Genomic DNA, 22,233 nt, shown 5'->3' with positions numbered 1-22,233 from the left:
GCTTATTTTAAAATATCGTACAATTTCCCGCTGATTTCGAAAGTGGTCATCGAGGTTCCCAAAACCGGGATTCCTTCCTCGTTGCTGTACTTTACAGAATCTTCATCGGGTTCGAATCCTTTTACCAGGATCACCGCAGCCAGCTCTTTCAAGGAAGCAATTGCCATCACATTCTGATGCGTTTGCAAAGTGATCCACACGTCGCCTTCCGAAGCGTTGCCCATCACATCGCTCAACAAGTCGGAAACATAGCCGCCGGTGATTTCATTATCCAGCCCGGCCTGGCCGCAAAAAACTTCTAGTTGCAGTTGATTTACAAGATCAGAAACCTTCATTTCTTCCTCCTTTTTTATTACAGTCGGCGTCAAAACGATTTTGCCCCCAAGTATTTTCCAGGTTGCGTGTCGCCCGTTTAACGTCTATTTTATTTTCGTTTAAATATCTGTTTTGCAGAAATACGCAGTCCGTCATTTTTGCTTTTCCCTGAACCATGTCTTCGGCCAGTGCATGACAGTTTGGTGCGCCACAGGCACCGCAATCGATCCCCGGCAGCTGACAAAGAATACGATCCATTTTCTGAAGTTTCTCCAGCGCTTTCATTCGATCGGCATCCAGCGCAAAAACATAATTTGGCAGAATCGGCTCTCCTTTCAGGGTTGGTTCAATTGCATTACAATCAACGCAGCCAAGGTCATCTTCTCCTATAAAGGGATAACGTTTCGAACGCTTCTGCAAACGCTCTACCGTTAAAAACCGGTTTCCTGTCAGCAGGATTCCTCCGGCACAGCCCTGGTGGCACGATTTCAATTCAAGGAAATCGAGATCAGGCACATTGTCGTTTTCCATCCGTTCCAGTATCTTCACAACATTGTTGATACCGTCAACAGCCATCGATTTTTGCTTGAAATGCCGTGCTTCACCACGTGGCAAACTCCACAGAATTCCATCGCGGCGCAAGTGCTTTCTCAACTCGCTGGTGTCTTCAACCTGATCTTTTGAAATTACCTGCATGATCCGGTTATAAAAATCTTTCATATTGATCAGCCCGTCGACCACTGACTCCTTCTCTCCCAGGGGCCTTTTAACAGCGGCCATTTTGGCTGAGCATGGCGACACATAAAACAAACCGATCTCTTCTCTTTCAATTCCTTTTTTTCGTAGCGTTTCGATGGCGAAAGCAGCTGCAAGGTCGTGCGGAACTTTTAGCGGAATAATGTTATCGACCAGCGACGGGTATTTCGAGCGGATCAAGCGGACAATTGCCGGACAAAAAGATGAAATCAATGGTTTCGAATCGGCCTCCCGCACCTGCCCTTTTATCTCGTTCACCAACAAACTGATGGGTTGTTCTACTTCGAAGATATGCGTAAATCCCAGTTTAAGAACTGCCTGATAAATTTGATCTTCGCTGTATTTCTCATGAAACTGCCCGATCATTACCGCTGGGAACAATGCCACACGGTATTTGTAATCCTCAATCTGATGCAGGTTGTCGTGTTCCACATAAAAAGCATCTACCGGGCACGAACGCAAACAGTTGCCACAATCCACGCAACGTAAAGCATTAATGGCCGCCAGCCCGTTTTTAATACGGATTGCTTCCGTCGGACAGGTTTTCATGCAATGTGTACAACCGATGCATTTATCCGGGTCAACTTTAATGGCATGGTATGGTGTTAATGTTGTCATCCGTTCAAATTGTTCTTAAATTTTAAGCAGGTTCCTTTCCCCACAGTACTTTCGATACTCAACTCATCGGTATTCCTTTTAATATTAGGCAGGCCCATTCCGGCGCCAAATCCCATATCCCTTACTTTCTTAGAAGCGGTAGAATAGCCTTCGGTCATTGCCTGCCCGATATCGGCGATACCCGGGCCGCAATCCTGAACCGTAATTTCAACGTATTCGTTACTGAATTCGGCAATGATTTGGCCGCCTAACGAATGCGCCACTACGTTTACTTCGGCTTCGTAAACGGCCACGACAATACGCTTGATCACCTTCGGATCGACCTGAAGTTGCTTCAATACCTTTTTTATCCGGCTCGATGCTTGTCCGGCCTGAGAAAAGTCGCCACTTGCTATGTCGAATTCCAACTTCATTTTAATACACCGGCTCCAATCCGTTTTTGTATAAAATACCACTTGCCCGGTAAATGGAGTAAGGTGTTTCAAGCAACACCACACCCACTTCACGGGCCAGTTCAATCATCTCGGCACTGGCTTTTTTATTACGTGCCAGCAACACCACTTCGATGTCAGCTATTTCAGCCGTGCGAATCAGTTGCGGATTGGTTAGTCCTGTAATCAATAGAATATTTTCGGTATCAAGGGTCAGTACATCGCTCATCAAATCGGAGCTAAATGCTTTTTTCAGATCGTGCTGATCCAAATCGCTACCAACAACGAGATTAGCCTCTGTATGTCGAATAATATCAGCTAGTTTCACGTTTCAATTTCTGGTTTATAAAATCGTTTACGCTGCAAATATAGTAGTAGCCAAGGTGATAATCATTATTTTATAGTTCAAGAGGCGGAATTTAAATTCATTAAAAACAAGCGATATTTTTTATGCCTGATAAAATCCGTATTTTTAACAACTATTGACCTGCAATGCATCGGTTTTAAAGGATTGCGCCACTTCGTTCACAATGACAATTTTAAGGAAATTAGGTGTGAAACGACGTAATCTTAAATTAACATGGAACTATGAGATTTTATAAAAAAGACCAATAAACATCAGACCATGATTTACGATAAAGACTCGTTTCTGACCGGAAACATCGACGATCCGGAAATACACCAAAAGATTATTGATACGCTTCCCGTACCCATTTTTTACCGCGATGTAAATGGCGTTTACCAAATGTGTAATGCGGCACACGAAAAGTTTACCGGAAAAACAAAGCAACAGATTGTTGGAAAGTCGGTTTTTGAGGTACACACCAAAGAAATGGCCGAAAAATACTCCCATCAGGATGCCGAATTGCTAAATAATCCTGACGTTCAGGTGTACAATACGCAAGTGCGTCATGGCGACGGAACATCGCATCATGTTATTCTGAACAAGGCTGTAATCCGCGACAATGAAGGTGAAATAGTCGGCATTGTTGGTTCTATAAACGATATCACGGATTTAAAAATGACGGAGAAACGTTTGGCAAAGGCACAGGAATCAATGGAAGTTTCTTCGCAAATGATCCATAAAATATCGGCGGGGATCGTCATGATGGACCGTGAGTTTAAAGTGGTGGATTCGAACGAGAGTTTTGCCCGTTTAATGGGTGAAGAAATCGAAGAATTGTACGACACTATTCCGGGATTAAAAGGAGCCGATGTGAGTGGTCTGGTACCCGAAGTGGTTTATAAAATGATGCAGGGAGTGCTGAATTCAGGCGAAGAAAAAACCGAACGCGACCTGCGTTTTGCCAACAAACTGCTCCACGTTTCTGTAGTTACATTGTATAAAAACAGGGTGGTCGGTGCCGTTTTTCGCGACATGTCGGCACCTATGCTGGTTCAGGATGAGATCATTAACCGGGCCCGGAGAATCAACAAACAAAATATTGAGACCGTTCAGAAAGTAGCTTTCCTGTTGGGCGAAAATGCAGCAGAAACTGAAGAATTGTTAAACTCGATCATTCAAACTTACCGTTATGGAGACGAAGACAATTCCTGATTTTCATGTTGAAATTGATGTTCAGCAACAACGCCCAAAAGGAGAAACAGCTTGCGGCGATGTGTTTCAATCCAGTATTTTCAGAGAAGAAGGTCGTACAGTCCTGGTACTGAGCGACGGAATCGGTCATGGAATAAAAGCCAGTGTTTTGGCGACTTTAACCTCTACCATGGCCTTGAAATACACACAACTGCACACCAAACCCGAAGTTGCCGCCAAGTTTATTCTTGAAGCACTTCCAAGAAGCGAAGAAAAAGAAAGCTATGCAACGTTTACCATCATCGAACTGGAAGACGACGGGCACGTGCGCATTGTGAACTACGACAATCCCTGTGTGCTGGTCATCAGGAACGGAGTTTCAATTCAGCCCAAAGAATATAAGCTGGCCATCAAAGGCGAAGGCAACGAAGGCAAAGTAATGCTTTGCAAAGAGTTTATGGCACGTAAAGAAGACCGGATTATTTTTATGTCGGACGGAATACCGCAGTCGGGATTGGGCAATAAACGCTTCCCAATGGGTTGGGGCATGGAACAATTGGAAGCATTTATCCTGAACCAGGTGAAACGACAACCGGATATTTCGGCGACTAAACTTTCGCGTAAAGTCATCAACCAGGCCTTAATGAATGACGACTACTCAGTAAAAGATGATGCTACGTCGGGGGTAATCTATTTTCGCGAACCCCGGAAATTCATGCTGATTACCGGGCCTCCGTTTTACAAAATAAAGGATTACGATTTTGTAGGCCGCATAAAGGGATTCGATGGGAAAAAGATCATTTGCGGCGGTACAACAGCAGAGATCATTGCGCGCGAATTAAACCTGAATGTGGAAATTCAACACGGAAATAAAAACCTTGAAAAACTACCACCCAGCGCAACCATGTCGGGCTTTGAAATGGTAACCGAGGGTATCCTCACACTGGGGAAAGTTGAAGAAATACTGGAAACTTACGACAGCGATACGCGTTTGGGAAATACACCTCCCGAGGAAGTTGTAAAATTGTTGCTGCAACATGATAGTATTGATATTATAGTTGGAACCCGAATCAACTGGGCCCATCAGGATCCGGATCAACCATTGGAACTGGAGCTAAGGAAATTTGTGATAAAGCGCATCGTAAAAATCCTGGTGCACAAATTCTTTAAAAAAGTTAAAGTAGAATACGTATAACCTGTTTTGCGAATTATTCGTTAAATTGTAGTGTAATACCCGCTGCGATTAGCCGGCAAAAACAGCAAATATGACAAAGAAAAAAAGGATACTGCGTATTTTATTTCTGTTCATGTTTCTTTTTTCGGGCCTCGTTTCTGAAGCCCAACATGAAGCATTTCTTATTGAAGGTAGAATAGTTGATCAGAACGGAATGGCCATCCCTGATGTTTATGTCGTCAACCTCAGGAATCACGACAAGGATATCAGTCGCGACAATGGCGTTTTTACCATTTGGGTGACTCCTTCCGACTCACTGGTTCTTTCACACATTTCATACATCCGGAAGGTAGTCCGGGTACAAACCATTCTTGTCAATCCCATGATAGAAATGTATTCAGAACACATTAATGTTCCCGAGATCCGTGTTAGTCCCGAACAAATCAGCGACCTCGACAGAGCCAATGACAACCTTAAATTTATTAACCAATATGAAGTTCCGGCCTTCACCAAAATAAGTGCCGACCAACAGAATCCCGTTTCCGCTGTAATAACCGAAAATAACCGTCAAATGCGAGTAGAAGCGGCTTCGGTAAGCATTGTCCGCTTTTCGCCATCCGATGTTCTGGGAAAAGTATTCGTAAAAGCGAGGAATGACCGAACTAAAGATTACCACTCAACCCGTCAGGTAAAAGAACCTCCAAAAGAAATCCCAAAAGAGGGAGAAAATTAACGCTCCGGTTCTGCATCAAATTTTTCGATAAAGTCGGTAGACAACACCCTGAACTCTGTTCTACGATTAATAGATGTGGCAATTTCCTGCTGCTCCGGCGTGAGCTTATTAATAAACGCTTCAGTGAGTTCATCACCGCGTTTCAGGAAATCATATTGTTTGGCCAACTCGCGTGTAACTGTTTTTGGCCAGGTTTCGCCATACCCTTTTGCAACCAAACGTGCCGGATTAATCCCTTTTTCAATCAAATAATCAACCACACTTTGCGCACGTTTTTGCGACAGATCGAAGTTAAACTGATCGCTACCAACGTGGTCGGTATGTGCCATTAACTCAATTGTAATAGTCGGGTTAAATATCAGTATTTGCACCAGTGAGTCGAGCGAGGCTTTGGAGCTTTCCATCAGTTCCCAGCTACCAAATTCGTAACTGATATTCTCCACTTTTATCGGTGCATCGGTCGGTGTCAGGTACATGGTGAAGCGGTAATCTTTACTTTCTTCCAGGCCAATGGTACTTACTGCAGCTTTATCCCGCAAAAATCCGTCTTTGTAAGCCGCAAAAACATATTCGGTTTCGGGCTTCAGATTCATTTTAAAATTACCATTGCTTGCCCGAACTTTCAGGTTTGTTCCGTCGGTAGCAATTACGCGCACCGTTGCTCCATCCAGTTTGGCATTGGTTTCCTTATTGAAAATATCGGCTTCAACCTGGTAGACTTTTGGCGGCACCATAAACTCATAAATATCGTCGCCTCTCGATCCTTTTCTGTTCGAAGAAAACATCCCTTTATTTTCGCCGGTAACATAGCTAATTCCGAAGTCATCAGCAGGCGAGTTCATTGGCGATCCCATGTTTTTAACGATCCAAACATTGTCTTCGTTCTTCGCAGCAACATAAAGGTCGAAACCGCCCATTCCGATGTGGCCGTTTGAAGCAAAATACAACTCACCGTTATCACGGGCGAATGGAAACATTTCGTCGCCGGCGGTATTGATGGTTGCCCCCATATTTACAGGTTTGCCGTATGATCCGCCGTTCGACTCAACCATCCAGATGTCTTTTCCTCCCTGACCTCCGGCCATATCTGAAACAAAATAAAGCACACTTCCGTCGGCACTCATTGCCGGATGCGCCGCAATGATACTGTCGCCGGTCACTTCGAGCTTTATAGGATCGGACCACGATCCTCGCGACTGCGAGGTGGAATACAATTCGGTTCCCATGGCTTTTGCCTTATCGTAACGGCAACGGGTAAATATCATTTGTTCTCCGGTGGATGACAGCGTAGCTGCTCCTTCCTCTTCTCCTGTATTGATGATCAGGTTTTCGTCGAGCAATTTGGGCTGTTGCCATTTCTGGCGCTGAACGCCAAAAGTAGCCCTGAACAAGTCGGCATATTTCTGCCCGGTAATCATACTTTCCTTGCGTCCCGTAGCTGCCTTTCTGGTGGAAGTAAAAATTATTTCGTTATCGCGTCCGCCTACAAAAACAGGTGCAAAATCACTTTCCCGCGAGTTGATCTCTTTTATCGGATTGATGATGTGTCGTGTTGGATTGGCCACCCACTCCTGGGTTTTACGCATAGCCTCAATGCCATCGAGGGCGCGTTGGTCGCCTGGAACCGAATCGAGATAAGTACGGTAAGTTTCTGTCGCCTCCTCGTACTTTTGCGTAATCCGAAGCATTTCAGCATAATTCAATAATGCTTCAGGATCGGGATAACCTAATCGAATGGCAAATTTGTAGTTTTGGGCGGCGTATTCGTATTGTCCAATTGCACGGTAACAATCCGCAATCTTATAGGCGTAATCGATACGCTTCTCGCGACTCTTCTCCTTTTTACGTGCTTTCTTGTATTGTTCAATAGCTTTGTAGTATTCGCCAATGTCTTTCGAAAGTGTGGCTTCACGGCCATACTTTGCCGACCCACATGCACTTAAGATTAAGATCAAAACAGGAAAAACTACTAATCTTATTTGCTTCATGCCCAGTTTTATTTCGGGAAGTAAAAGTAAACGTTTTTTTTAAACAGCTGAAAAGATAACGTGAGTTTAGGTTCGAAAGTATATTAGGAAGAAAATATCACAAAAGAGTTGCAAATATTCCACACTGATCAAAATTTCAACCCGTTACCACAACAAGGCTTTAAATTCATAATTATTTTTTTGTAATCAATACCTGAAATCATTACATTTGAAACAATGAAAACCAGTACAGTAGCTACTTACATAAAATCATATTGAACCAAACATTTTTCCACCTCAATCCCGAAATGACCAGACTCAAAACCATTTATAGTTCAAATATTCCTGTAAACTGCCATATCCTGAAAGGAAGATTGGAAACCGAGGGAATTAATTGTTTCATATATGATGAAAACATGGTTTGGGTGCATCCTTTCAGAGCTGTGGCTATTGGTGGTGTAAAAATAAAGGTTCCCGAAGATCAGCAGAAAAAGGCAGCAAATACGATTGCATTGCAGCAGACTCAGCAACTTTCGGATGAAAACGGCGTTTATTCGCTTTCCGAAGTATTTCAGGATGAATTAATCAGACAAAACGAAATACTTAGAATAAAATCTGCAATCCGCAAGAATCCAAAGCTGTTGAACACGCCTGAACAATTAAAAACAGAAATACTTAGCGAATATGAACTGGCAGTTTTAATTGAATCAGAAATTGAATTCAACAGGCTTAGCAATAAAAGACTCAATTTTGACTGGAAAGATTTCTGGTACGAGCTTCTAGATTTTGACCGCAGTGTATTTAGCTACCTGCGAATCAGGCCCGTGGAATATTACCTGGATAAAGAATTGGTGGAGAAATATAATGACACTTCAGATACCGATTCCCACGATTCTTGTCCTGAATGTCATTCTACAAATGTGGTTTTTGGGTACGCGATCGACATTAAGTGGGATATACTGTACCTCGTTCTGTCTTTACTTACCGCTCCTTTGTGGCCTATCAGGAAAAAGATGCACTGTTTTGATTGTGGACTCGACTTCAAACAGAACGATCATCAGGACTGATACATAAAAAACCGCCCCAAAACTGGAACGGTTTCTTATCTATTATGAAATCAGTTTTCAACTATTACAGGTCGAAGCGATCGAGGTTCATTACCTTATCCCAGGCTGCTATGAAATCTTTCACAAATTTCTCACCTGAATCCGCACATCCGTACACTTCAGCCAAGGCACGAAGTTCGGAGTTGGAACCAAAAATCAGGTCGACGCGTGTTCCGGTCCATTTCAAATCACCTGTATTTCTGTCGCGACCTTCAAACAACTCCTCATATTTCGACGTAGGCTTCCATTCAGTGCCCATATCCAACAGGTTCAAAAAATAATCATTGCTCAGCGTCCCAACCTTGTCGGTAAAAACACCATGATTCGATCCGTCCCAGTTGGTTCCCAACACACGCATTCCGCCAATCAAAACGGTCAATTCCGGTGGAGTGAGTTTCAGCAATTGGGCTTTGTCTATCAATAATTTCTCGGCCGGAATGGTATAATTTCCTTTCAGGTAGTTACGGAAACCGTCGGCAACCGGCTCCAAAACACTCATTGCCTCAACATCGGTTTGTTCAGCCAAGGCATCGCCACGTCCGGGAGTGAATGGAACCGAAACATCGAACCCGGCATTTTTTGCAGCCTGTTCAATGGCGGCACATCCTCCAAGTACGATCAGGTCGGCAATAGAAACCTTTTTATTACCTGATTGAGCTTCGTTAAATTCATTTTGAATATTTTCGATTACCTCCAGCACTTTAGCAAGCTTTTCGGGATTATTGACTTTCCAGAATTTTTGAGGTGCTAAACGAATACGTGCTCCGTTGGCGCCACCACGCATATCAGAACCTCGGAATGTAGATGCCGAAGCCCATGCTGTAGAAACCAATTCGGAAACTGACAAACCTGAATTCAGCAATTTTGCTTTCAGATCGGCTGTATCCTGCTCATTTATCAACTCGTGAGTAACAGCCGGGATCGGATCCTGCCAAATCAAATCTTCTTCCGGAACTTCGGGCCCCAGGTAGCGTGATTTTGGCCCCATGTCGCGGTGGGTCAGTTTGAACCAGGCACGTGCAAATACATCGGCAAACTCATCCGGATTTTCGTAAAAACGTCGTGATATTTTTTCATAAGCCGGATCAAAACGCAACGAAAGGTCGGTAGTCAACATGTTTGGCGCTATCCTTTTTTCAGGATCATGGGCATGAGGAACACTTCCGGCACCAGCCTGTCCGCGTGGTTTCCACTGATACGCTCCGGCCGGGCTTTTGGTTAATTCCCATTCGTAATCGAAAAGGTTTTCAAAGAAATTATTGCTCCATTTTGTCGGAGTTTTTGTCCAGGTAACTTCCAAGCCACTCGTTATGGTATCGCCGCCTTTTCCTGTTCCAAAGCTACTGCTCCAGCCCAAGCCCTGTTCGGCAATACCGGCTGCTTCAGGCTCCGGGCCAACATGATCGGCAGGTCCTGCTCCGTGTGTTTTCCCAAAGGTATGACCGCCCGCGATCAATGCTACTGTTTCCTCGTCGTTCATGGCCATTCGGGCAAAAGTCTCACGAATATCTTTGGCTGCTGCGATCGGATCCGGATTACCATTTGGACCTTCCGGATTTACATAGATCAAGCCCATTTGCACGGCTGCAAGCGGATCCTCAAGGTCACGATCTCCCGAATAACGTTTATCATCCAGCCAGGTACTTTCCTGTCCCCAGTAAACATCCTGTTCGGGTTCCCACACATCAGCGCGGCCACCGGCAAAACCAAAAGTTTTAAATCCCATCGATTCCAGCGCCACATTACCAGCCAGAATCATCAGGTCGGCCCATGAAATTTTACGACCGTATTTTTGCTTGATCGGCCATATCAACCTTCGCGCTTTGTCTAAACTTACGTTGTCGGGCCAGCTGTTCAACGGGGCAAAACGTTGTTGTCCGGTACCACCTCCTCCACGGCCGTCACCTGTTCGGTAGGTTCCGGCACTGTGCCAGGCCATACGAATAAACAATGGACCGTAGTGACCAAAATCAGCAGGCCACCAGTCTTTAGAATCTGTCATCAACGCTGCAAGATCTTTTTTCACAGCCGCCAAATCAAGGCTTTCAAATTCTTTTGCATAATCAAAACCATCTCCCATCGGGTCGGAAAGCGAAGAGTTCTGACGAAGTATGTTTAAGTTCAACTGATTGGGCCACCAATCGCGATTGGTGGTTCCGCCACCAGATGTATGGCCGGTAACCGGGCATTTCCCCTCACCATTTCCGTGATGTGATCCTTTGTCTGCGTGTGTGTCGTGTTCCATATTCTTTAAATTTTATGAAGTTTCTACACCAAATTTAAAATAATCAATATATATACATTTTATATGCCTATAACTTATCCTTATGATTTTTGGCTTTTTTCAATTTACGAAATTATGATCACGCAGAAAAGTAATTTAAGGCTTGTTAACAGCCTAAATGGAATCAAATTGAGATTTTCTGCTGAGCTGTTTTTAAAGAACAGGTAAGACACCAATTTGTTTGACAAACAACTGATTGACAGAACACTGAAATAAAAAGATCATGATTCTCAGGAATTACCATTTGGAATGAAGGCCATACAATTTTGTGCAGACTCTCCTTTGCTCCCTTTCTGCGCGCAGCTACCCTTTATACACAAGTACAAGGAATGAGCGATTTTGATCAGCTCCAGAAATTCGGCGCATTATAGTGTACCTTTTCAATGCTTTGCCGCAATTGCGCCGATTTTGTAGGATCATTAACCCCGCTGAATGATTAAGGACTTTCAGCACTACAAATGGCAAAACTTGCTTTCGAGATTTAAAAAAAACAGCACTGAAAGTGCGTTGTATTTTAGCCCAGGACAAAGTAATTCAAAGAATTACGGCGGCCTGGGTTACAATAGCATGATGTACCTTGTCCGGCGAAGAATGCTGATCGTAGCTGAACGATTGTTCCGGACGAAAATGGAGCAGAACCTCGCAAAGATGTGTATGAAGGTTAGCTGCGCGCAGAGAGGCCTGCCTGCCGTTCGCAGTTCAGGCAGGGACGATTGTGTCGAAGGACAATCAGGGTGAGTATGAAAATTTAGAACCGCAATTTACTGTTGAATTTCTTGTGACTTTCATAAAAAAAATGGCTTCTCAGTAAATTGAGAAGCCATTTTATAGGATGTCTTGTATTGTTAGCGAACAAATAACAGCTCGCGATACTTAGGCAGCGGCCATTTTTCGTTATCAACGATCAGTTCCAAACGGTCGATGTGATCGCGCAGTTCTTCAAGAAATGGCTTCACGGTATCGTTGTACAGTTTTGCCCTTTCGTAAACATCTTCAATTATGTTGGCCTGTTTACGGGCTTCAATCATTTCCTTACGCTTTATTTTGATGGCAGAAATATGGCCTCCTATTTCCCGGATCAGTTCCAGTCGTCCGCTCGCTTGCTCCTCAAATTCCTGAGGAGAAAATATTTCTTTCTGATGTTTAACATTCTCGAGCAAAATGGTCTGGTACTGAACGGCAGTAGGTACAATATGATTAATTGCGAGATCGGCAAGAACGCGTGATTCGATCTGCACCTTCATCACAAACTTTTCATATTCCACTTCCACCCTTCCGCGCAGTTCCGACTCGGTAAGCACCTTCATTTTTTCAAATAGTTTAGTACTCTCCGGTCGCAAGTAGGCACTCAAAGACTCAGGAACATTATTGATGTTCGACAATCCTCGCATCGTCGCCTCTTCCACCCATTCCGGGCTGTAACCGTCACCGTTAAAGCGGATAGGTTTTGAAGAAATGATCAGGTCTTTTAACACCTGAAAAATTGCCTCATCTTTCTTCACGTCTTTTTCAATCAGTTTGTCAACTGAAGCTTTAAATTTCATGAGTTGATTCGCTACAAGCGTATTCAGCACAATCAATGAAGAGGCATTATTCGCTGATGATCCAATTGCCCTGAATTCGAAGCGGTTACCGGTAAAGGCGAATGGCGATGTCCGGTTGCGGTCGGTGTTATCTAGAATGATCTCAGGAATTCGCCCGATGTTCAGTTTAAGTGCTGTTTTTTCATCGGGAGTCATTTTCCGGTCAACCACAGCTTCTTCCATCAAGTCGAGCATTTTTGAAACCTCTGACCCAAGGAAAACCGAAAGAATTGATGGCGGTGCTTCATTGGCGCCTAAACGGTGAGAATTTGAAGCCGTTAAAATACTTGCTCTCAAAAGATCCTGTCCATCGTAAACTGCCTGCAAAGTATTGATTACAAAAGTCAGGAACTGCAGGTTTGACTTTGGATTTTTACCCGGTTTGTACACATTTACACCGGTATTGGTAGTCAACGACCAGTTGTTGTGTTTACCCGAACCGTTGATACCGGCAAATGGCTTTTCATGAAAAAGAACACGGAATTTGTGTTTCCGGGCAATCTTCTGCATAATGTCCATCATCAGCTGGTTGTGGTCGTTGGCAAGATTTGCCTCTTCGTAAATTGGTGCAAATTCGAACTGATTTGGTGCTACTTCGTTATGACGTGTTTTTACCGGAATGCCCAGCTTGTAGGCTTCATTTTCCAGATCCTGCATAAAACGGTTGGCGCGTGTTGGTATCGAAGAAAAATAATGATCGGCCAGTTGCTGATCTTTCGACGAACTGTGGCCCATTAAAGTCCGGCCAGTTAAAACCAGGTCGGGACGCGCCATAAACAACGCTTCATCAATCAGAAAATATTCCTGTTCCCAGCCCAAGTTAGCCTGAACCGATGTAACATTTTTATCAAAATACTGGCACACTTCGGTTGCTGCTTTGTTTACAGCCTGTAAGGCCCTCAATAGCGGCGTTTTATAATCAAGTGCTTCGCCGGTGTATGAAATAAAAATCGTCGGGATAGTCAGCGTAGTTTCGCTGATAAAAGCCGGCGAAGTTGGATCCCAGGCCGTATAACCACGCGCTTCGAATGTTTGCCGAATACCACCACTCGGAAAAGAAGAAGCGTCAGGCTCCTGCTGCGAAAGCAGATTTCCGGAGAATGACTCAATCACACCACCATCGGCACCCTGAACAATAAAGGCATCGTGTTTTTCTGCCGTGGAATCAGTAAGTGGATGAAACCAGTGTGTGTAATGTGTCGCACCATTCTCAATCGCCCAGGCTTTCATTCCCTGAGCCACCTGGTCCGCCATTTTTCGGTCGATTGCAGTTCCTTTCTCGATAGCATCGGTTACTGCCTTATAAGCCTCTCGCGAGAGGTATTTTTTCATTTTCGGAGTGTCGAAAACCAACATTCCAAAATAATCAGATACAAGATTATTCTCCCTGACCACTTCGTCAGGCTTGCGGTTTAGCACTTCTTCAAGTGCCTTAAATCTAAATTGTGCCATTATAAGTGAATATTAAGTCTGTTTTGTCTGTATAAAAATAACAATATTAGCTCTCACCCATCCAATTTTAGAGTGCTTAATTGAAAAATTTCACCAATTTATCACATCACACCTCACTGAATGAGAGGCCCTTTCCTATTTTTTTACTTTTTTCTTACTAAATCACCGTTTTTAACCGTATCTCTTTTACATATTAATTTGTGGTTCGTTTGATTATTACTGAAACATGCAGTATTTTTCAATCTTATAAACGATACGGAAGATAAGCAAGGGGAATGAATAAATATGCTCCATGTTTCCGTAGCTTTTAGCACTACTTTTGAAAATATGAACAAAACAGAATTACTCTATAAAATCAAAAATTCAAGCAGCAAAAAAGTTAAAATTGCTTTTCCTGATATTGATGGCATTCTTCGTGGAAAATACATTCACAAAGACAAATTTTCGAAGGCCATCGACCAGGGACTGGGATTTTGCGATGTGATTTTTGGATGGGATTGTAACGACAAATGTTACGACAATATTGAGATTACGGGCTGGCACACGGGTTATCCCGATGCACAGGCACTAATCGACATAAATACTTTTCGTGAAATTCCCTGGGAAAACGACACGCCTTTTTTTCTGGGAGATTTTAGTCAGGATGAAAAATATGCTCAGGCCACCTGTTCGCGCAGCCTGCTGAAACGTGTTGCTGCAGAAAGTGAAGCCATGGGATTTATTCCGTTTTTTTCGCAGGAATTTGAGTGGTTCAATTTCATGGGTACTCCAAGCGAAATATACCAGGATGATTTTCGAAATTTAAAACCGATAACACCGGGCATGTTTGGCTATTCGCTGCTTCGTACCTCCTTAAACCATGCGTTTTTTAATGACCTTTTTGAAATGCTCTTGAAATTTGATGTACCGCTCGAGGGCATGCACACCGAAACCGGACCGGGAGTAGTAGAAGCTACCGTGATTTATGATGAAATACTGCATGCTGCCGACAAAGCCATACTATTTAAAACTGCTGTAAAAGAAATTGCCTACCGCCATAATTTTGTAGCAACATTCATGGCCAAATGGAATAAAAACCTACCGGGAAGTGGCGGGCACATTCACCAAAGTTTATGGGATAAAAGTCGTGAAAAGAATCTGTTTTTTGAGGTAGATGATAGCAACCGAATGAGCAAGCTGATGAAACAGTACATTGCCGGCTTATTAAAATGTCTGCCGGAGATATTGCCGATGTTCGCACCAAATCCGAATAGTTACAAACGCCTTAGCGGTGGTGACTGGGCACCACGCACATTGACCTGGGGAATCGACAACCGGACTGCTTCGATACGCGCTATACCCGGAAACGAAACTTCTACCCGAATCGAAATGCGCGTTCCCGGTGCAGATACCAACGCTTACCTGGCCATGGCGGCATCGCTGGCAGCAGGTCTTTACGGCATTAAGAATGAACTGGAACTTACTACACCTGCCAGCCAGGGAAATGCCTATCTTGAATCGAAAGAGCATTTACTCCCCAATTCTCTGGAAATAGCCACGAAAAAAATGGCCGACTCGAAAATTGCCAATGAACTTTTCGGTGAAGCATTTGTAGACCATTTTACACTTACCCGCGAATGGGAATGCAGACAGGTTGATCCAAACGACGAGAACTGGGAATTAAAAAGGTATTTTGAGATTATTTAGGTAGTTTTGATTTTAAAAGAACCCGGGAAATGCAAAAAGCAGATTATGCTCAAATAATAAAACTGGCCTGGCGCGAGTTCGATGGCGAACGACACCAAATCAAAGGTGTTTTCGATGTAAGTGCCAAGGTTTCTACCAATCACGTTTATAAACTTTCTTTCTATAAACGCGAGCCCGTTTTTGCGAAAATTTCGGAATACGGCAATTTTGAAGATTTCAGAGAAGACCACATCATAATAAATAACCTGGCCAATAACCTCGAATATCCTTACCAGATGTTTCTGGCTCAGTCGCTGGTAAAACGTAATGAATTGTTTATTTACCGTTATCACGAGTTGGACGGAAGCAGTGCGTGGGTGGTATTTTACAATCCTATTATGATTCGCAATAAGCTACCTCGCCGGCTGGATGAAAAACACATTAAGAAACTGGGGCGCGAACTGGCTCGCTTTCACAGGGCCTGCACCAATGTTGCGAACCAGCTGCCGCAATCCTCAAAAAATGTGATCATCGACATTCAGCGCTTAAAGCGGTCGATTCACAACAACGAAATAAAAATGTGCGATGCGCACAAGGATACGATACTTCGCCATGCCGATCATTTTCTTGAAAATTCTGACCGTGTAAATTACTCGACGGAGATAGAAACCATTCCGGTTTTTGTGGATTGGAACATTGGTAACTTTTCAGTTACCGGCGATGGTAAATTCTTCTCACGCTGGGATTACGACTGGTTCCGTATGTCGTCGCGGGTGATGGATTTTTACTTTTTTAGCCGCGTAGTATCCGATGTAGGCGACCGCACAGTTTTTAGTTACATGGTTGACACCCTGATGGAAGAACGCTTTATGATGTTCCTAAAAGAATACCACCGGATCTTCCCGCTTACAGAGCCTGAAGTCAGGCTGATCAAGGAAGTTTACCGCTTCTTTATTTTGAATTATGTAGTAAAAGACGGCCCTTATTTTTTCAGAAGGTATTATTCGAACAAACTCATAAAAGAAGCCTACGAGACTTATTTCCCGGCGATGGATGCGAATTACCGGGTAGAAAAAATCTTAAAAACATTAAAATTATAAATTGGAATCATGCGTACAGTAAGTTTCAAAAGTGTAGTAAAGAATTACAAAGCCGTTTTTTTCGATGCCTTTGGAGTATTGAAAAACCACTCGGGCTTAATTGATGGAGTTGGAAACACTTTTAAGTACCTTGAGTCGAAAGGAATCCCGTATTACGTGCTAACGAACGACTCGTCGCGCAGCCCCGATGAACTTTCGAACTGGTACCAAAACAGAGGACTGGAATGCATTACTACCGATAAAATTCTGTCGTCGGGAATGCTGGCCATGGAATTCTTTAAAACCAAACTGGCCAATGGGAAAGCGGTGGCCTACCTTGGAACCAAAGAATCGGCGCATTACCTCGAAACAGCGGGGCAAAAAACGGTTCCAATCAGCGAGGTAAATCTGGAAGATTTGGACCACATAAAGTCTTTTGCTTTTCTCGATGATGAAGGTTTCGATTGGAACAAAGACATCGACAAAACCATCAACCTGCTCCGGCATAAAAACATGACGGTAATCGTAGCCAACACCGACATCAATTACCCGGTGAACAAAAACGATATTTCAGTGGCTATCGGCGGACTGGCCGATCTGGTGGAACAGATTCTTGGGAAAAAATTTATTCGCTTCGGAAAGCCGGATGCCCAAATGTTTTTGCTGGCCTACGAACGTGCTATGCAGGATATTCCGGACATTAAACGCAACGAAATTCTGATGGTGGGTGACACATTGTTTACCGACATTATCGGTGGCAACAAATTTGGACTCGATACTGTGCTGGTGCTTTCGGGAAATACATTGCCTGAAATGGCTAAAATTAAAATTGGAAGCTCGGGAATCATTCCTACCTACGTTTGCGAATCGGCAGTAATTGAGTAAAATAGTCCTTGGGGGCGAATGTTATTCATCTTGCTATATCATCAGCAAGATTATCTCCTCTTTCTACAAGATATAGATTGATTAAATGGTCATGGAATGACTCTGCTGAACTAAAGCCCGTCTTGAAAGCAAAAAAAGCTGCCCCGCAATTGGAACAGCTTTTAAAATATGCAATTATCTACTAAACGTTTATTTCTAAACCTTTGCTTTTTTGGTTGTTTTAATGATTACAGCCGCAATTTTGTAAGGATCGCCGTTTGATGCAGGACGACGGTCTTCCAAACGACCTTTCCAACCAGCTTCGATAGTACCTACAGGGATACGAATAGAAGCGCCGCGGTCAGAAACACCATAGCTGAAATCAGTGATGGCAGCAGTTTCGTGAAGACCAGTCAAACGTTGATCGTTATATGCACCGTAAACTGCAATGTGTTCCGGAATGTGTTTTCCGAATTCTTCACAAATAGCCGTAAATACTTTCTCGTCACCACAAGTTCTCATCAAACCATTAGAGAAGTTGGCGTGCATACCCGAACCGTTCCAGTCGAGGTCTTTACCCAGTGGTTTTGGATGCCATTCAACATCAACACCATATTTTTCAGCTGTACGCTCCAACAGGAAGCGAGCCATCCAAATTTGGTCACCGGCACTGTGTGCACCTTTGGCGAAAATCTGGAATTCCCACTGTCCGGCAGCAACCTCAGCGTTGATACCTTCAACATTCAAACCAGCTTCAAGACAAAGATCGAAATGTTCTTCAACAATCTGACGACCAAAAGCTTTTGAACCACCAACACCACAATAGTAAGGACCTTGCGGACCAGGGAAACCACCAGCCGGGAAACCTAATGGAAGACGGGTTTGCGGATCGTAAAGGAAATATTCCTGTTCAAAACCGAACCAGAAATCTTCATCCTCTTCTTCGATATGAGCACGACCGTTGGTTTCGTGTGGAGTACCGTCTGCATTCAAAACCTCAGTCATCACCAGGTAAGCATTCTTACGATCAGGATCAGGACAGATAAAAACAGGTTTCAAAAGCAAGTCAGAAGAACCACCAGATGCCTGATTTGTAGAAGATCCATCAAACGACCATTCAGGACAATCTTCCAGCTTACCGCTGAAGTTACTTTCAACACGTGTTTTTGCTCTTAGCTGCTGAGTTGGTACGGTACCGTCCAGCCAAATGTATTCCAATTTTGATTTCATGATGTAATAAATTATTTTAAATAATGGATATTCTATAACTGCTGACAACAAAAATATGCTTAAATGAAACCTACAAATACGTTTTTATAACAAATTGTAAAGAATTAATAAAAAATTTACATTAAAAGTAGATTTTTGTCAGTCACCCTAAGTCTTTTTGATACCTCTCGCTCAAAACTACTATTTGTTTTAAAAAACACCTCTTTCTTTTTGAGGATTTTAATAACTTTTTACACAAAATTTTTGCTGCACCCTACAAAAAAGGGAAGCGGCCATTTTTAACACTACAATTCACACCCGTATAATCCATAATTGAAGTTTATATCGAAAAAATATCATCTCCGATCGGAATTTACATGTAACAATATGCACAGTTTCAGTACTTATTGTTCATAATAAACCAAATAACTATCGTATTTAAATCAACCAAAATGAAGTTTGACAGACGAGATTTTATCAAAACAAGTGGTATGTTTGCAGCGGGGAGTATGGTACTTCCAACATTAATGCAATCGTGCCAGAACGTACAAATTTCAACAAACGTGAAAAGTTACTTAGAACATTTTGAGGTTTCAACCGAAATGCTGCAGAAAGTTATTGCAGCAGCAATGAGTAAAGGGGGTAATTATGCCGACCTTTATTTTGAACACAAAATCACCAACCAGGTTTCCCTGGAAGACGGAAAGGTGAACCGTGCATTTTCTAATGTTGACTTTGGAGTTGGAATTCGTGTACTAAAGGGCGACCAAACCGGTTTTGCCTATTCTGAGAACATCAGCATGGAGGATATGCTGAATGCAGCAAAAATGGCAGCTAACATTGCCGATCAACCACAGGAATTCGGTGCACAGTCGGTGAGCGAAAAAGTGCCGGCCGATTTTTACAGGATCTCGCAAAAATGGACTGATGTAGGCATCAAAGACAAGGTGCCCTTTGTGCAGAAAATTAACGACAAGGTTTTTAGTCTCGATGAAAAAGTAATTAAAGTGAATGCCTTTCTTGGCGACTCCACTTCCTATGTTCTTTTCTACAATTCAGAAGGAAGACTGACGTACGATTATCGGCCAATGATGCGAATCGGAGCTGTTTGTGTCATGCAAAAAGACGGACAAATTGAGAATGCCTATTCGGCACGTTCGTTCCGTTCCGGTTTTGAGGTCATGACCGACGAACTGGTTGATGAAATCGCCAACGAGGCCATCGAAAAAACCAATATCCTTTTTGAAGCCGGCAAACCAAAAGCCGGAGAAATGCAGGTGGTACTCGGCGCCGGTGGCTCGGGTATTTTGCTTCACGAAGCCATTGGGCACACTTTTGAAGCCGACTTCAACCGCAAGGGAACTTCAATTTTTAGTGATAAACTTGGCAAAAAGGTAGCCGAGAATTTCATCAACATTATCGATGACGGAACGCTGCCACATGATCGTGGCGCTATCAACATCGACGATGAAGGAAACGACGTTCAGAAAACCTACCTGGTAAAAGACGGGATTCTGAACAGCTACATCCACGACCGGATCAGTGCCGAATATTATGGTGTTGAGCCAACCGGTAACGGACGTCGTGAATCGTTCCGGAATATTCCGTTGCCACGTATGCGTTCTACCTACATGGAGAATGGCCCTCACACCAAAGACGACATTATTTCGCAAGTGAAATACGGTGTGTTTGTCGACAATTTCAGCAACGGTGAAGTTAAAATCGGAGCCGGCGATTTCACATTCTTTGTAAAATCGGGCTACATTATCGAAAACGGTAAACTTACCCAACCGATCAAAGACATCAACATCGTGGGTAACGGACCACAGGCCCTTGCCGATATTACCATGGCAGCCAACGACTATAAAAACGACAGTGGCACCTGGACATGCGGAAAAGACGGGCAGTCGGTTCCGGTAACGCTGGGATTGCCTACGGTACTGGTGAAAAAACTTACTGTTGGAGGAACAAATTCATAAGATTAAGTTTCCTAATTGATAATTAGGCCAATCATCCCCCTATTCCCCCTTCGAAGGGGGAAGCGCGACGAAGGAGTGCAGGGGATGAAAGAAACGAAAATTAAAGTTGATGTTTGAATCTAAAACTTGAGAAATGACAAAAGAAGAAAAATATACATTGGCTAAATGGGCCATGAACCATGCACTTGAAAATGGTGCACAGCAAGTTAGCGTTAGCATTGCCAACAGTAAAAGCAGCAGTGTTGAAGTGCGCGAACAAAAAATTGATAAACTGGAACAAGCTATCCAAAGCAACCTTTCCATCCGGCTTTTTGTGGACGGGAAATACTCGGCACATTCAACCAGCAGGTTGAAGAAAGAAGATATTGCCCATTTTATTGAAGAGGCTATTGAAGGTACACGTTTCCTGGCAGAAGATGAATTCAGAACATTACCCGATCCGGAGCTGTATTACAAAGGCGGTGGCCCGGAACTGAATTCTCTGGATACAAATTTCGATGCAGTTGAGCCACAACAAAAGATCGATCTGGCTATGAATGCCGAGCAGGAAGCGCTGGGTAAGGACGAACGGATCATTTCGGTATCATCGAGCTATTACGACAGCATGAACGAGCGCGTAATGGTTACCAGCAATGGTTTTGAAGGCGACACTGCCAATTCGGTTTTTGGCATTTTTACCGAAGTATCGGTAAAAGGAGGCGAAGCACGACCTGAAGCCGGCTGGAGCGAAAGTTCAATTACCTATTCCGACCTTCAAAAAACGGGAACGGGAAAAATTGCTCTGGAAAAGGCATTAAAGAAAATCGGACAGCAAAAGATCGGATCAGGAACTATGCCAATGATAGTTGAAAACCGCCAGGTAGGCCGAATTTTCGGTCCGTTGATCAATGCCTTGAACGCTTCTCAAATTCAGCAAAAAAACTCGTTCCTGATTGATAAACTGGGAGAGCAAGTAGTTTCCGAGAAACTTACCCTAACAGATGATCCGTTTATTGTTGGCGGCCGTGGTTCGCGTTTGTTCGACGGAGAAGGACTTGCCACTAAAAAACGTGTTGTTTTCGATAAAGGTATTTTAAAAAATTACTACATCGATACGTATTACGGGAAAAAAATGGAAATGGCCCCAACCAGTGGCGGCACAACCAACCTGATTTTTGAAACAGGTGATAAGGACCTTGAAGCACTGATCGCATCGGTAAAAAAAGGCATTCTTGTTACCGGATTCAACGGTGGAAACTGCAACGGCTCAACCGGTGATTTCTCATACGGAATCGATGGATTTCTGATCGAAAATGGAAAAATCGTTCAACCCGTATCTGAAATGAACATTACCGGAAACATGCTAACACTCTGGTCGAACATTGGAGAAATTGGAAAAGATGTGAACGAAACCTCATCGTGGAGAACACCATCGATCTTGTTCGACAATGTTGATTTCAGTGGATTGTAAAAAATAATATAACGAGATAAAAAAAACGATC

General features: G+C 43.3%; 18 protein-coding genes. 10 read left to right on the top strand and 8 right to left on the bottom strand.

Annotated elements, in window-relative coordinates; genetic code table 11:
• Positions 1-2: 2 nt before the first annotated feature.
• From HFD85_RS04185 to HFD85_RS04170, 4 genes are read right to left on the bottom strand one after another with little or no spacing between them, the layout of a single operon-like run.
• Positions 3-335: a DRTGG domain-containing protein gene (locus tag HFD85_RS04185; protein WP_167605342.1), complete on the bottom strand. Its 333-nt coding sequence runs from the start codon at positions 333-335 to the stop codon at positions 3-5.
• The gene (locus HFD85_RS04180) at positions 322-1,689 is read right to left on the bottom strand and encodes a [Fe-Fe] hydrogenase large subunit C-terminal domain-containing protein (RefSeq protein WP_167605341.1); all 1,368 of its coding nucleotides are present in this window, start codon (positions 1,687-1,689) and stop codon (positions 322-324) included. The genes HFD85_RS04185 and HFD85_RS04180 overlap by 14 nt, the downstream gene beginning before the upstream one ends.
• Positions 1,686-2,102: an ATP-binding protein gene (locus HFD85_RS04175; RefSeq protein ID WP_167605340.1), complete on the bottom strand. Its 417-nt coding sequence runs from the start codon at positions 2,100-2,102 to the stop codon at positions 1,686-1,688. Before HFD85_RS04175 ends, HFD85_RS04180 begins: the two co-directional genes overlap by 4 nt.
• A 1-nt stretch (position 2,103) precedes the next feature.
• Entirely contained in the window at positions 2,104-2,448 is a 345-nt protein-coding gene (locus HFD85_RS04170; protein WP_167605339.1) for a hypothetical protein, read from the bottom strand.
• A gap of 297 nt (positions 2,449-2,745) precedes the next feature.
• Between HFD85_RS04170 and HFD85_RS04165 the strand changes: the two genes are divergently transcribed.
• The 3 genes from HFD85_RS04165 to HFD85_RS04155 all read left to right on the top strand — a co-directional run bounded on the left by HFD85_RS04165 (position 2,746) and on the right by HFD85_RS04155 (position 5,564).
• Positions 2,746-3,678: a PAS domain-containing protein gene (locus HFD85_RS04165; RefSeq protein WP_167605338.1), complete on the top strand. Its 933-nt coding sequence runs from the start codon at positions 2,746-2,748 to the stop codon at positions 3,676-3,678.
• Positions 3,656-4,852, top strand: coding sequence for a SpoIIE family protein phosphatase (locus tag HFD85_RS04160; protein ID WP_167605337.1), 1,197 nt, complete (start codon positions 3,656-3,658; stop codon positions 4,850-4,852). Before HFD85_RS04165 ends, HFD85_RS04160 begins: the two co-directional genes overlap by 23 nt.
• A gap of 70 nt (positions 4,853-4,922) precedes the next feature.
• Positions 4,923-5,564 carry a hypothetical protein gene (locus HFD85_RS04155; protein WP_167605336.1) on the top strand — a complete coding sequence of 214 codons (642 nt, stop codon included), beginning with the start codon at positions 4,923-4,925 and terminating at the stop codon, positions 5,562-5,564.
• Here the strand turns inward: HFD85_RS04155 and porE are convergent.
• Positions 5,561-7,552 (bottom strand): PorE family type IX secretion system protein, encoded by a 1,992-nt coding sequence (porE, locus tag HFD85_RS04150; protein WP_167605335.1) that lies wholly within the window; start codon positions 7,550-7,552, stop codon positions 5,561-5,563. The two genes, HFD85_RS04155 and porE, sit on opposite strands and share 4 nt — an antisense overlap.
• A gap of 287 nt (positions 7,553-7,839) precedes the next feature.
• On the opposite strand from porE, the gene HFD85_RS04145 reads away from it, so the two are divergent.
• Entirely contained in the window at positions 7,840-8,598 is a 759-nt protein-coding gene (locus HFD85_RS04145; RefSeq protein ID WP_167605334.1) for a putative signal transducing protein, read from the top strand.
• Positions 8,599-8,662: 64 nt separating this feature from the next.
• On the opposite strand, the gene katG is transcribed toward HFD85_RS04145, so the two are convergent.
• Positions 8,663-10,882, bottom strand: a complete 2,220-nt coding sequence (gene katG, locus HFD85_RS04140) for a catalase/peroxidase HPI (RefSeq protein WP_167605333.1) — start codon at positions 10,880-10,882, stop codon at positions 8,663-8,665.
• Between the two features lie 471 nt (positions 10,883-11,353).
• Here katG and HFD85_RS04135 point away from each other — a divergent pair, with 471 nt between their 5' ends.
• Positions 11,354-11,659, top strand: a complete 306-nt coding sequence (locus HFD85_RS04135) for a hypothetical protein (protein WP_167605332.1) — start codon at positions 11,354-11,356, stop codon at positions 11,657-11,659.
• Between the two features lie 107 nt (positions 11,660-11,766).
• Here HFD85_RS04135 and HFD85_RS04130 read toward each other — a convergent pair whose 3' ends face one another.
• Complete coding sequence (locus HFD85_RS04130) at positions 11,767-13,956, bottom strand: glutamine synthetase III family protein (protein WP_167605331.1); 2,190 nt, start codon at positions 13,954-13,956, stop codon at positions 11,767-11,769.
• Positions 13,957-14,283: 327 nt separating this feature from the next.
• Here HFD85_RS04130 and HFD85_RS04125 point away from each other — a divergent pair, with 327 nt between their 5' ends.
• Genes HFD85_RS04125 through HFD85_RS04115 form a run of 3 tightly spaced genes read left to right on the top strand, consistent with a single transcriptional unit; the run spans position 14,284 to position 17,585 of the window.
• Positions 14,284-15,642: a glutamine synthetase family protein gene (locus HFD85_RS04125; protein ID WP_167605330.1), complete on the top strand. Its 1,359-nt coding sequence runs from the start codon at positions 14,284-14,286 to the stop codon at positions 15,640-15,642.
• A gap of 29 nt (positions 15,643-15,671) precedes the next feature.
• A complete protein-coding gene (locus HFD85_RS04120) occupies positions 15,672-16,721 on the top strand; it encodes a hypothetical protein (RefSeq protein ID WP_167605329.1) in 1,050 nt (349 codons plus the stop codon).
• 9 nt (positions 16,722-16,730) lie between these two features.
• Entirely contained in the window at positions 16,731-17,585 is an 855-nt protein-coding gene (locus HFD85_RS04115; protein ID WP_167605328.1) for an HAD-IIA family hydrolase, read from the top strand.
• A gap of 195 nt (positions 17,586-17,780) precedes the next feature.
• Here the strand turns inward: HFD85_RS04115 and HFD85_RS04110 are convergent, their stop codons facing one another.
• Positions 17,781-18,794, bottom strand: coding sequence for a glutamine synthetase beta-grasp domain-containing protein (locus HFD85_RS04110; RefSeq protein WP_206081854.1), 1,014 nt, complete (start codon positions 18,792-18,794; stop codon positions 17,781-17,783).
• Positions 18,795-19,225: 431 nt separating this feature from the next.
• Between HFD85_RS04110 and HFD85_RS04105 the strand changes: the two genes are divergently transcribed.
• Together HFD85_RS04105 and HFD85_RS04100 are read left to right on the top strand one after the other, a co-directional pair.
• Positions 19,226-20,752 carry a TldD/PmbA family protein gene (locus HFD85_RS04105; protein ID WP_167605327.1) on the top strand — a complete coding sequence of 509 codons (1,527 nt, stop codon included), beginning with the start codon at positions 19,226-19,228 and terminating at the stop codon, positions 20,750-20,752.
• 133 nt (positions 20,753-20,885) lie between these two features.
• Positions 20,886-22,202, top strand: a complete 1,317-nt coding sequence (locus tag HFD85_RS04100) for a TldD/PmbA family protein (protein WP_206081853.1) — start codon at positions 20,886-20,888, stop codon at positions 22,200-22,202.
• Positions 22,203-22,233 lie beyond the last annotated feature (31 nt).

The organism is Maribellus sediminis (assembly GCF_011799805.1).
Lineage (GTDB): Bacteria > Bacteroidota > Bacteroidia > Bacteroidales > Prolixibacteraceae > Draconibacterium > Draconibacterium sediminis_A.
Note: the sequence above shows the minus strand (reverse complement) of the source record. Positions and strands in the feature narration are given on the sequence as shown.

What these genes read in the sequence shown, in the direction of transcription:
- HFD85_RS04185 (WP_167605342.1), bottom strand. Translation starts at nt 335, where the DNA reads ATGAAGGTTTCTGATCTTGTAAATCAACTGCAACTAGAAGTTTTTTGC.
- HFD85_RS04180 (WP_167605341.1), bottom strand. Translation starts at nt 1,689, where the DNA reads ATGACAACATTAACACCATACCATGCCATTAAAGTTGACCCGGATAAA.
- HFD85_RS04175 (WP_167605340.1), bottom strand. Translation starts at nt 2,102, where the DNA reads ATGAAGTTGGAATTCGACATAGCAAGTGGCGACTTTTCTCAGGCCGGA.
- HFD85_RS04165 (WP_167605338.1), top strand. Translation starts at nt 2,746, where the DNA reads ATGATTTACGATAAAGACTCGTTTCTGACCGGAAACATCGACGATCCG.
- HFD85_RS04160 (WP_167605337.1), top strand. Translation starts at nt 3,656, where the DNA reads ATGGAGACGAAGACAATTCCTGATTTTCATGTTGAAATTGATGTTCAG.
- HFD85_RS04155 (WP_167605336.1), top strand. Translation starts at nt 4,923, where the DNA reads ATGACAAAGAAAAAAAGGATACTGCGTATTTTATTTCTGTTCATGTTT.
- porE (WP_167605335.1), bottom strand. Translation starts at nt 7,552, where the DNA reads ATGAAGCAAATAAGATTAGTAGTTTTTCCTGTTTTGATCTTAATCTTA.
- HFD85_RS04145 (WP_167605334.1), top strand. Translation starts at nt 7,840, where the DNA reads ATGACCAGACTCAAAACCATTTATAGTTCAAATATTCCTGTAAACTGC.
- katG (WP_167605333.1), bottom strand. Translation starts at nt 10,882, where the DNA reads ATGGAACACGACACACACGCAGACAAAGGATCACATCACGGAAATGGT.
- HFD85_RS04135 (WP_167605332.1), top strand. Translation starts at nt 11,354, where the DNA reads ATGATTAAGGACTTTCAGCACTACAAATGGCAAAACTTGCTTTCGAGA.
- HFD85_RS04130 (WP_167605331.1), bottom strand. Translation starts at nt 13,956, where the DNA reads ATGGCACAATTTAGATTTAAGGCACTTGAAGAAGTGCTAAACCGCAAG.
- HFD85_RS04125 (WP_167605330.1), top strand. Translation starts at nt 14,284, where the DNA reads ATGAACAAAACAGAATTACTCTATAAAATCAAAAATTCAAGCAGCAAA.
- HFD85_RS04120 (WP_167605329.1), top strand. Translation starts at nt 15,672, where the DNA reads ATGCAAAAAGCAGATTATGCTCAAATAATAAAACTGGCCTGGCGCGAG.
- HFD85_RS04115 (WP_167605328.1), top strand. Translation starts at nt 16,731, where the DNA reads ATGCGTACAGTAAGTTTCAAAAGTGTAGTAAAGAATTACAAAGCCGTT.
- HFD85_RS04110 (WP_206081854.1), bottom strand. Translation starts at nt 18,794, where the DNA reads ATGAAATCAAAATTGGAATACATTTGGCTGGACGGTACCGTACCAACT.
- HFD85_RS04105 (WP_167605327.1), top strand. Translation starts at nt 19,226, where the DNA reads ATGAAGTTTGACAGACGAGATTTTATCAAAACAAGTGGTATGTTTGCA.
- HFD85_RS04100 (WP_206081853.1), top strand. Translation starts at nt 20,886, where the DNA reads ATGACAAAAGAAGAAAAATATACATTGGCTAAATGGGCCATGAACCAT.